Raw genomic sequence first — 8,846 nt, 5'->3', positions numbered from 1 at the left:
GCGATCAGCGTCGGCGGCAGGAAGGCGACCGAGGCCACCGAGAAGATCTTGATGATCGACGACTGCTCGATGTTGATCAGGCCCAGCGCGGCCGAGAGCTGGAAATTGATCGAGGCCGCGACCGATTGGTTATGCGCGGTCAGGCTTTCCACATCGCGGCTGAGCGAGCGCAGGTGGGCGCGGGCCTCGCCGCTGTCGATCCGTTCGTCGATGGCCACGAAGGCGAAGACCCGGGTCAGGCCGGCCAGGCTCTGCTCGATGCGGGCGTTGGCGATCTGGGCCCGGCCCAACTTGCCGATCAGCTTCTCGAAGCCGACCGTCTTGCCGCCCGAGAAGACGTGGCTGGCGATGCCTTCGACCCGCGTCACGGTCCGGGACAGGATGTCCGAGGCGCGGTCGACCACCAGCTCCATCAGGTGCAGGAACAGTTCCGCGCCCGAGGCGCAGAGGCCGGGCTCGCGCTCCAGCTTCTCCAGCAGCATCGTGAACGGCTTGGGGTCCACATAGCGGATGGTGATCAGCGGGCCGGTGGTCAGGACGAACGTCACCGGCTCGATGCCCGGGATGTCCTCGTCGCCCCGGGTGATGATGTCTGCGGTCAGATAGGTGGCCCCGTTCTCGCGATAGACGCGGCTGGACGCCTCCAGCTCCTGCATCTCTTCGCGCGTGGGCACGGAGACGCCCAGGGCGGCTTCGACGGCGGCGTCTTCCTCGCGCGTCGGGTTGATCAGGTCGATCCACAGCACGTTCGGCCCCAGCTTCAGGGCGCCGGCCTCAAGCTGCACGTCCTCGCAGGCCGAGCCTGTCGAGCGATAGAGACGGATCATGCGGAAGGCCCCGTCGACGAGGCCGAACCCTCAATGCTGGCCGGGGCCGACCGGCTGGACCGAAGCCATCTGCACACCGGCGGCCTGCGGGGCCTGCTGGTAGATGAAGCCATGGGTCGGGTAGACGGTCGTGCCGAGGTCATGGATCGGGTTGTACCAGACCTTGACCGCCGTCCAATCGTTGCTGTTCGAGACGTCCACGACGGTGACGTTTTCCTCGACCTTGCCACGGCTTCCGCCCCAGTTGGCGTGGGTCACGCGGATGACGCGGTCGGTCAACACTTCCGAGACGACGGCGACGTGGCCGCGGTTCATGCGGCCGTTGGCTTCGAAGGCGAGAACCGAACCGGTCTGCGGACGATGGCCGGTGGTGAAGCGGCCCTGGGCCTGACGCCACCAGGTCACGGCGTCGCCGAAGATCTGGATGCCCGAGAACATGCGGGCGAAGGTCACGCACTGCCAGTACGGCTCATCGGCCTTTGCGGGAGCGGGCGCGACGCCCAGCGCAAAAATCCCGAGGGTCGTCGCAACTGCGACGGCTGTGAGCCGTTTGATCATGCTGTGGCTTTTCCCGACTGCCGCTGAAACAACCCGTAACGGATAGTTCCGGAGGGTTGAAGACCCCTTTCAGGCGAGTCGGGTGTGCGCTTTCGTCGCGGCTTGACCTGAGCCGTTTCGGTCCGCCAACCGCCGCAAAGCCTTACGGGCCGGGCGTTCGACGAGGTGGTAGGTCAGCATGGCGGCCACCGGAATGGCCGCGACAATCCCCAGCCACACAATGATGTGAAAGCGCTTGTCGTCGGCTCCGGTCAGGCGGGCGGCGACGTTGGTCATGACCAGCAGGACCGGCGCGCAGACCATGTAGATCGAGTAGCTGATCTCGCCGAGATAGACGCCGGCCTTCGAGGCCAGCGGCCCCGCGCGTTCGTTCGTCATCGAGCCCAGGCCCAGGATCAGACCGCCCGCGAACAGGACCGTGATCGGGTCCCAGAGGCCCAGCGAGGCGCTGATCAGCACGCCCGCGCCGCTCAGCAGGGCGACCGGCCCGGCGAAGGGGATCGGGGCGCGGCGGTAGACCAGGTACAGGGCGCAGCCCAGCAGGAAGCACGGCACGATGCGCAGCGCGCCCCAGCGGAAGGTCGCCTCGGTCAGGGAGAAGCCGGCGAGGGGCTGGAAGGCGGCGTAGATCCCCAGCGCCACGGCGGCGGCCAGGACGGTGGCCAGCACCGGCCGGTTCCGCAGTCGCCAGGCCACGAAGGCGAAGGCCGGGAAGCTCAGATAGGCGAACCATTCCGCAGAGATCGACCACGAGGGGTGGTTGAAGGCTGATGACGGGGCCAGACCCCAGGCATGGGTCAGGGTCAGGTGGGCGGGCAGGGCGCGCCAGTCGGTCAGGCTGTCGCTGACGGACAGCCCCGCGACCACCGCACCGACGCCCAGCACGGCCATGCCCGCCAGCGTCACTAGATGCAGTGGATAGACCCGCGCGATCCGGGCCCACAGGAAGCCCTTGTACGAATAGCGCTTTTCGCCCGCCGCCTCGAGATAGACGTGGCTGAGGATGAAGCCCGACAGGACGAAGAAGACCTCGACCCCCAGATAGCCCTTGGTCACCGCCACCGGCGTGAAGCCGACGTTCAGGTGCGGCCAGGCCGTGTAGAGCACCACCCACGCCGCCGCGAGGAAGCGCAGGGTGGTCAGGGCGCGAAGATCGGCGGGTGTGGCGGCGGAGGTCATTCCGCCACCGTACAACCCTGACGTCTGTAAACCGTTAAGCGGCGCACTCCGCCGGCTTGGTCTCGCCCGGCTTGTAGGCGGCGCAGGCGCGGTCGATCTCGTCCTGGATCAGCTGGCAGGGGTTTTCCGGGTTGCACGGCGGATGGCTGGCGGTGCTGACGGCCATGCAGCGGCGGACCAGTTCCATCGCCCCGTCCGACCCCTGGTCGAGCGTGCACGAGGTCGAGGACGCCTCGACGGGCGCGATCGCTTCTTCCTGCGGCGGGGCGTCGGCCGGCATGACCGGATCCGGCGTCGCTTCAGCGGCGGGCGCGGCGGCGTCGGGCCCCTTGGGCGCGGCCTGCTGGTCGCAGGCGGAAACCAGCAAAAGGGCGGCTGTCAGCAGGATCGGCAGGCGCATCGTCATCTCCCCGGACGTTGTGAAATGACGATGCCTGCTTTCGACGAACGATGAAACCCCGAGCGCCTGTAAGGCGAAGCTTACCGGCCCAGCGCGGCCCGTTGCAGGGCGAACAGCTCGGCGCAGCCGCCGTCGGCCAGCTGGAACAGGCGGTCGAATTCGGCGCGGGTGAAGCCGCGCTTTTCGCCGGTGGCCTGAATCTCGACGATCGTGCCCGAGCCGGTCAGGACGAAATTGCTGTCGGCCTCGGCGGTGGAATCCTCTTCGTAGTCGAGGTCCAGCACCGGCTGGTCGTTGCACACGCCGCACGAGACGGCGGCGACCTGGTCCAGGATCGGATCGGTCTTCATCACGCCCTCGGCGCGCAGATAGTCGAACGCGCTGGCCATCGCGACCCAGGCGCCGGTGATGGCGGCGGTGCGGGTGCCGCCGTCGGCCTGGACCACGTCGCAGTCCAGCACCACCTGACGTTCGCCCAGCGCCTTCAGATCGACCACGGCGCGCAGGGACCGTCCGATCAGGCGCTGGATTTCCTGCGTCCGGCCGGTCTGCTTGCCCGCGGCGGCCTCGCGGCGGCCGCGGGTGTGAGTGGCGCGGGGCAGCATGCCGTATTCGGCCGTCACCCATCCCTGACCCTTGCCGCGCATCCAGCCGGGCACGTTCTCCTCGACCGAAGCCGTCACCAGCACCTTGGTATGGCCGAAAGTGACCAGGCAGGAGCCCTCGGCGTAGCGGTTCACCCCGGTCTCCAGCGTCACCTTGCGCAGTTGTTCGGGGGTGCGGTCGGAGGGGCGGGGTGTCGTCATGGTCATGGTCCTTGGAAGCCGTCGCGGCGCTGCTTATCCTGAAACCATGAGCCTGTCCCCCTCCACGCCCGGTCTGGTGCGCCTGCGTCCCGCGACGGTTGCCGACGCGCCGATGCTGGCGCTGTGGGATCGCGAGCCGCATGTGATCGCCTGTTCCATCGACGACGCCGACGCCGAGGTCGCCTTCGGCGGTCAGGACTGGATCGAGGAGATCCAGGCCGGGTCCGCCGTCAGCTTCCATGTCATCGCCGAGGTGGACGGCCGTCCCGTCGGCGTCATGCAGGTCTGCGACCCGCATCTGGAACCGACCCACTACTGGGGCGAGATCGAGCCGAACCTGCGGGCCATGGACATCTGGATCGGGCCGAAGGACGCCCTGAACCGAGGCTACGGCACGCAGATGATGACCCTGGCGATCGACGACGCCTTCGCCGATCCGGCGGTCACGGCCATCGTCATCGATCCGCTGAACACCAATACGGACGCTCACCGCTTCTACCTGCGCCTGGGCTTTGCTGTCGTCGAACGGCGGATGTTCCACGAAGACGACTGCCTGATCATGCGTCTGGAGCGCGGGGCGTGGGAGACGCGGGCATGAACCCCCCTCTGTTGACCTCCACGGCGCTGGAGCCGAGCGGCCTAGCCGGGCTGGACCAGCGCGCGCGCGATATCTTCCGGCGCATCGTCGAAAGCTATCTGCAGACGGGGGAGCCCGTCGGATCGCGGACCCTGTCGATGAGCGGGGTCAGCCTGTCGCCAGCCTCCATCCGCAACACCATGCAGGACCTGACCCTGGCCGGGCTGCTGGGCTCGCCGCACACCTCGGCGGGACGCATCCCGACCCATGCGGGCCTGCGCCTGTTCGTCGACGGCCTGCTGGAGATCGGCGACATCTCCACGGAAGAGCGGCGCGAGATCGACGGAAGGCTGGCGGGCCGGGGGCGGAATTTCGACGAGGCGCTGAACGAGGCGTCTTCCCTGCTGTCCGGCCTGGCGGGCGGAGCCAGCATCGTGGCCAGCCCGGTGCGCGACGCCGGGGTCAAGCATGTGGAGTTCGTGGCCCTGGGCCGCGATCAGGCCCTGGCGGTGCTGGTCGGCGACGACGGCTCGGTCGAGAACCGGCTGATGCCGCTCAAGGCCGGGGTCACGCCCTCGACGCTGCAGGAGGCGTCGAACTTCCTCAACGCCCGGCTCAAGGGCCGCCCGCTGCACGAGGCGCGCACCGAAATGCGCACCGAACTGGACGCCGCCCGGCGCGAACTGGACGAGACCGCGGCACGGCTGGTCGAGGACGGTCTGGCCGCCTGGTCCGGCGGGGCGGAGCGCGAGCGGGCCCTGATCGTGCGCGGCCGCGCCAACCTGCTGCAGGACGCGGGAGCCATGGAGGACCTGGAAAAGGTCCGGATCCTGTTCGACGATCTGGAGCAGAAGGAACAGCTGATCGGCCTGCTGGACGGGGTGTCCACGGCCCAGGGCGTGCGCATCTTCATCGGCGCCGAGACGCGACTATTCTCACTTTCGGGTTCCGCCGTGATCGCGGCGCCCTATATGAGCGGCCGACAGCGGGTTCTCGGCGCCATCGGCGTCATCGGCCCCGCGCGACTGAACTACGCCCGTGTGATCCCGTTGGTGGACTATACCGCCAGGGTGCTGGGCCGGATGCTGGACGGACAAGACACGTGAACGATACCCCCGACTACGATCCCGAAACCGAGCTGGACGCCGACCTCGGCGAGGCCGCAGGCTTTGACGGCGAGGACGATCTGGCTCCGCTGGACGCCGTCATCGCCGAGCGCGACCAGTGGAAGGACCGCGCCCTGCGCGCCGTCGCGGAGACCGAGAACGTCAAGCGCCGGGCCGAGACGCAGAACAACGACGCCCGCGCCTACGCCATTCAGAAATTCGCGCGCGACCTTCTGGTCGTGGCCGACAACCTGGAGCGCGCCATCCAGGCCGCGCCCAAGGACGCCAACGCCGGCGAGGCCGGTCTGGTCACCGGTCTGGAGCTGACCCAGAAGGCCCTGCTGTCGGCCTTCGAGGCCAACAACCTCAAGCGCGTCGCGCCGGAGCCGGGCGAGGCCTTCGATCCGCACCTGCATCAGGCGATGATGGAACAGCCTTCCGACACGGTTCAGGGCGGCCAGGTGCTGCAGACCCTGCAGGCCGGCTACGCCCTGTTCGGCCGCACCGTGCGTCCGGCCATGGTGGTGGTCGCCGCCAAGGGCTCCGGCGCCGCGGCGGGCAATGCGGCCTACGCCGCCGCCCAGGCCACCGGCGGGAATTTCGACGGCAAGGCCTAGGCCTTCAGCCGCGCGCCGAAGAAGGCCAGCAGCTTGCCCCACCCGTCGGCGGCGTCCGCGGCGCGGTAACTGTCGCGATAGTCGGCGTGGAAGCCGTGCGGGGCGCCCGGATAGATGACGATCTCGCTGGAGGTCTGGCCCGCGCGGGCCAGGGCGCTGCGCATGGCTTCGACGCTGGGCAGGGGGATGCCGCGGTCTTCCGCGCCGTACAGGCCCAGCACCGGGCATTTCAGGTCGTCGGCCAGGTCGACCGGCCACGGCTGGCCGCTGCTGACCTGTTCCGGGGTGGCGGTGGCCGCCGGGGCCAGGCGACCGTACCAGGCGACGCCGGCGTCCAGCACGGCGAAGCGGGCGCAGGCCTGCCACACCACCTTGCCGCCCCAGCACCAGCCGGTGATGCCGATCCTGTCGCCGTTGGCCCAGAGCTGCTGGCTGACCCAGTCCAGGGTGGCCGAGACGTCGCCCATCACCTGCTCATAGCCGGCGGCGCCGACGATCTGCTGGATCCGCTGCATGTCGGACAGGGGCGCCGGGTCCTCGACCCTGTTGAAGAAGGCCGGGGCGACCGCCGCATAGCCGGCCTTGGCCAGGCGGCGGCAGATGTCGCGGATGTATTCGTGCACGCCGAAGATCTCGGAGACGACGATCACCACCGGGAAGGGGCCGTCGCCGTCCGGGCGGGCGACGAAGGCGGGCAGCTGGAAGCCGTCGGGGGCCGGGAAGCTGACCTCGCCCTGCGACAGGCCCGCGCCGTCGGTCGTCACCGGACTGGCCTGGGCCGCCAGGGCCGCGGGTGCATAGCCGGCGAAGAACAGGCCGCCCAGCGTTCCGGCGCCCAACGTCCGGCGGCTCAGGATCACATCATCGGCCTGCGGGCCTTCGGGACGGATCAGCGACATGGGCGGGCTCCGGGCTGTGGGAGGCGGGACAGTGGCGGCGGCGCCCGCCAGCGTCGAGTCACGATTGCCGTGAAGACGGACCCGCCCGGCGCAGGGTCAGGTTGATGCGCCCGCCGCCCGGAATCAGGCTCGACGAGCCGGGCAGCAGCCGGTCGATCCCGTGCCGCGCCAGCCGCGCGGGCCCGGTCAGGGCGCAGACATCCCCCGAGGCCAGCCGGATGGACCGGGTCGGCCCGCCGCCGGCCGGGCCGACCCGGAAGATCGCCGTGTCGCCCAGCGAAACGGACAGCACCGGCGCATTCAGATCGGCCTCGTCCCGATCCTGATGCAGGCCCATCTTCGCACCGTCCCGATACATGTTGACCAGACAGGCGTCGGGCGGCTCGGGCCAGCCGGTCAGGGCGCGCCACAGGTCCAGCAGGGTTTGCGGGATCGGCGCCCACGGCGCGCCGGTCTCCGGATGGGTCGCCTGGTAGCGATAGCCGTTCCGGTCCGACACCCAGCCCAGCGGCCCCAGGTTGGTCATCCGCACCGAGAAGGGCCGTCCGCCCGGTGTGACCGGCCGATAGAAGGGGCTGTCGTCCACCGCCGCCATCACCTCGGTCAGCAGGGCGGCCTGCGCCTTGGCGTCCAGCACCCCAGGCCACCAGCGGAAGCCGTCCAGTCCGGTGTCGATCTCGCGCGGGCTCATGACTCCGAGGTAGGCCGGGCTCAGGGGAATGTTAAGCGGTGTCCGCTATGGAGAGCGCATGGAACGTCGCGCTATTCTCGGCCTCGCGGCCATCGCCACCGCTGCCGCCGCCACGCCCGCCGCCGCCTCGTCGGGCGGGGGTGGAAGTTCGTCGCAGGCCAGCTATCTCGGCCTGCCGACGGTGACGGGCAATGTGCGCCGCCCCGGCGGAAGCCTGGGCGTCATGACGGTCGAGATCGGGGTGGATACGCCGGACGCGGCCCTGCGCGCCCGCGTGGCGCAGTCGGCCCCGCGCCTGCGCGCCGCCTACGCCCAGGTGGTGCAGCAGAGCGCCGCGGTCCTGCTGCCGGGCGCTCCGCCCGACATCGAACGGCTGGTCGCCCAGCTCCAGACCGCCACCAACACCGTCATGGGCCGCGCCGGCGCGCGCCTGCTGATCGGCACGGTGATGGTGGTCTAGCCTCAGTCCTTCGTCGGACTCACCTGGCTCGCATCGCCGTAGGTCAGCGCCAGGAAGACATCTTCCAGGTCGGGGTCCTCGGTCGAGATGTCGGCGATGGTCACCCCTGCGGCGCGGACGGCGGCCAGGACCTGCTCCACCGACGACTGGCCCTTCTTGTAGCTGATGGCGAAGGCGCCGTTCGGACGCGGCACGACATCGAAGCCCTTGACCGTCGGCAGGGCGGTCAGCTCGCCCTCGGGAGTCACGACGACGTTGCGGGTGTCGAGGCGGCGCAGCAGTTGCGGCGTCGGTTCGCAGGCCACCACCTCGCCCCGGTTCATGATGGCGATGGTGTCGCAGAGCTCCTGCGCCTCCTCCAGATAGTGGGTGGTCAGCAGGATGGTCACGCCCTCGGCGTTGATCTTTCGGACGTATTCCCAAAGCTGGCGGCGCAGCTCGACATCGACCCCGGCGGTCGGCTCGTCGAGGATCAGGATCGGCGGATTGTGCACCAGCGCCTTTGCCACCATCAGGCGGCGCTTCATGCCGCCGCTGAGGGCGCGGACGTAGGCGTTGGCCTTGTCCGACAGGCCCAACGCGGCCAGCAGCTCGTCCGAGCGCCGCTCATTGGCCGGCACGCCGTAGAAGCCGGCCTGAACCTCCAGCGCCTCCCTGGGGGTGAAGAAGACGTCGGCGACGATCTCCTGCGGCACGACGCCCAGGGCGGCGCGGGCGTCGCGCGGC

The 8,846-nt window shown here is 69.6% G+C and carries 12 protein-coding genes; 4 read left to right on the top strand and 8 right to left on the bottom strand.

Features of this window, described 5'->3' with window-relative positions:
- The 5 genes from Q0C81_RS12020 to rph all read right to left on the bottom strand — a co-directional run.
- Positions 1-827 (bottom strand): CorA family divalent cation transporter (locus Q0C81_RS12020; protein ID WP_291838049.1); only part of this gene is annotated, 827 nt, incomplete at its 3' end.
- 30 nt (positions 828-857) lie between these two features.
- Positions 858-1,385 carry a CHAP domain-containing protein gene (locus Q0C81_RS12015; RefSeq protein ID WP_291838047.1) on the bottom strand — a complete coding sequence of 176 codons (528 nt, stop codon included), beginning with the start codon at positions 1,383-1,385 and terminating at the stop codon, positions 858-860.
- Positions 1,386-1,454: 69 nt separating this feature from the next.
- Positions 1,455-2,564 carry an acyltransferase gene (locus Q0C81_RS12010; protein WP_291838045.1) on the bottom strand — a complete coding sequence of 370 codons (1,110 nt, stop codon included), beginning with the start codon at positions 2,562-2,564 and terminating at the stop codon, positions 1,455-1,457.
- A 34-nt stretch (positions 2,565-2,598) separates the two neighbouring features.
- Positions 2,599-2,964 (bottom strand): hypothetical protein, encoded by a 366-nt coding sequence (locus tag Q0C81_RS12005; protein WP_291838043.1) that lies wholly within the window; start codon positions 2,962-2,964, stop codon positions 2,599-2,601.
- An 80-nt stretch (positions 2,965-3,044) separates the two neighbouring features.
- Entirely contained in the window at positions 3,045-3,770 is a 726-nt protein-coding gene (gene rph / locus Q0C81_RS12000; RefSeq protein WP_291838041.1) for a ribonuclease PH, read from the bottom strand.
- A gap of 46 nt (positions 3,771-3,816) precedes the next feature.
- On the opposite strand from rph, the gene Q0C81_RS11995 reads away from it, so the two are divergent.
- From Q0C81_RS11995 to grpE, 3 genes are read left to right on the top strand one after another with little or no spacing between them, the layout of a single operon-like run.
- A complete protein-coding gene (locus Q0C81_RS11995) occupies positions 3,817-4,368 on the top strand; it encodes a GNAT family N-acetyltransferase (RefSeq protein WP_291838039.1) in 552 nt (183 codons plus the stop codon).
- Positions 4,365-5,453: a heat-inducible transcriptional repressor HrcA gene (hrcA, locus tag Q0C81_RS11990; protein WP_291838036.1), complete on the top strand. Its 1,089-nt coding sequence runs from the start codon at positions 4,365-4,367 to the stop codon at positions 5,451-5,453. Before Q0C81_RS11995 ends, hrcA begins: the two co-directional genes overlap by 4 nt.
- Positions 5,450-6,070 (top strand): nucleotide exchange factor GrpE, encoded by a 621-nt coding sequence (gene grpE / locus Q0C81_RS11985; RefSeq protein WP_291838034.1) that lies wholly within the window; start codon positions 5,450-5,452, stop codon positions 6,068-6,070. Before hrcA ends, grpE begins: the two co-directional genes overlap by 4 nt.
- Here grpE and Q0C81_RS11980 read toward each other — a convergent pair.
- Together Q0C81_RS11980 and Q0C81_RS11975 are read right to left on the bottom strand one after the other, a co-directional pair.
- The gene (locus Q0C81_RS11980; protein WP_291838032.1) at positions 6,067-6,969 is read right to left on the bottom strand and encodes a dienelactone hydrolase family protein; all 903 of its coding nucleotides are present in this window, start codon (positions 6,967-6,969) and stop codon (positions 6,067-6,069) included. The two genes, grpE and Q0C81_RS11980, sit on opposite strands and share 4 nt — an antisense overlap.
- 58 nt (positions 6,970-7,027) lie before the next feature.
- Positions 7,028-7,660: an alpha-ketoglutarate-dependent dioxygenase AlkB gene (locus tag Q0C81_RS11975; RefSeq protein WP_291838030.1), complete on the bottom strand. Its 633-nt coding sequence runs from the start codon at positions 7,658-7,660 to the stop codon at positions 7,028-7,030.
- 58 nt (positions 7,661-7,718) lie between these two features.
- Between Q0C81_RS11975 and Q0C81_RS11970 the strand changes: the two genes are divergently transcribed.
- Entirely contained in the window at positions 7,719-8,120 is a 402-nt protein-coding gene (locus Q0C81_RS11970; protein ID WP_291838028.1) for a Tat pathway signal protein, read from the top strand.
- Positions 8,121-8,122: 2 nt separating this feature from the next.
- Here the strand turns inward: Q0C81_RS11970 and Q0C81_RS11965 are convergent.
- Positions 8,123-8,846: ABC transporter ATP-binding protein (locus tag Q0C81_RS11965; RefSeq protein ID WP_291838026.1), on the bottom strand; the 724-nt coding region annotated here is incomplete at its 5' end.

This window comes from Brevundimonas sp. (assembly GCF_023259385.1).
Taxonomy (GTDB): domain Bacteria; phylum Pseudomonadota; class Alphaproteobacteria; order Caulobacterales; family Caulobacteraceae; genus Brevundimonas.
The sequence above is the reverse complement of the archived record's forward strand: the minus strand, read 5'-3'. Positions and strand labels throughout refer to the sequence as shown.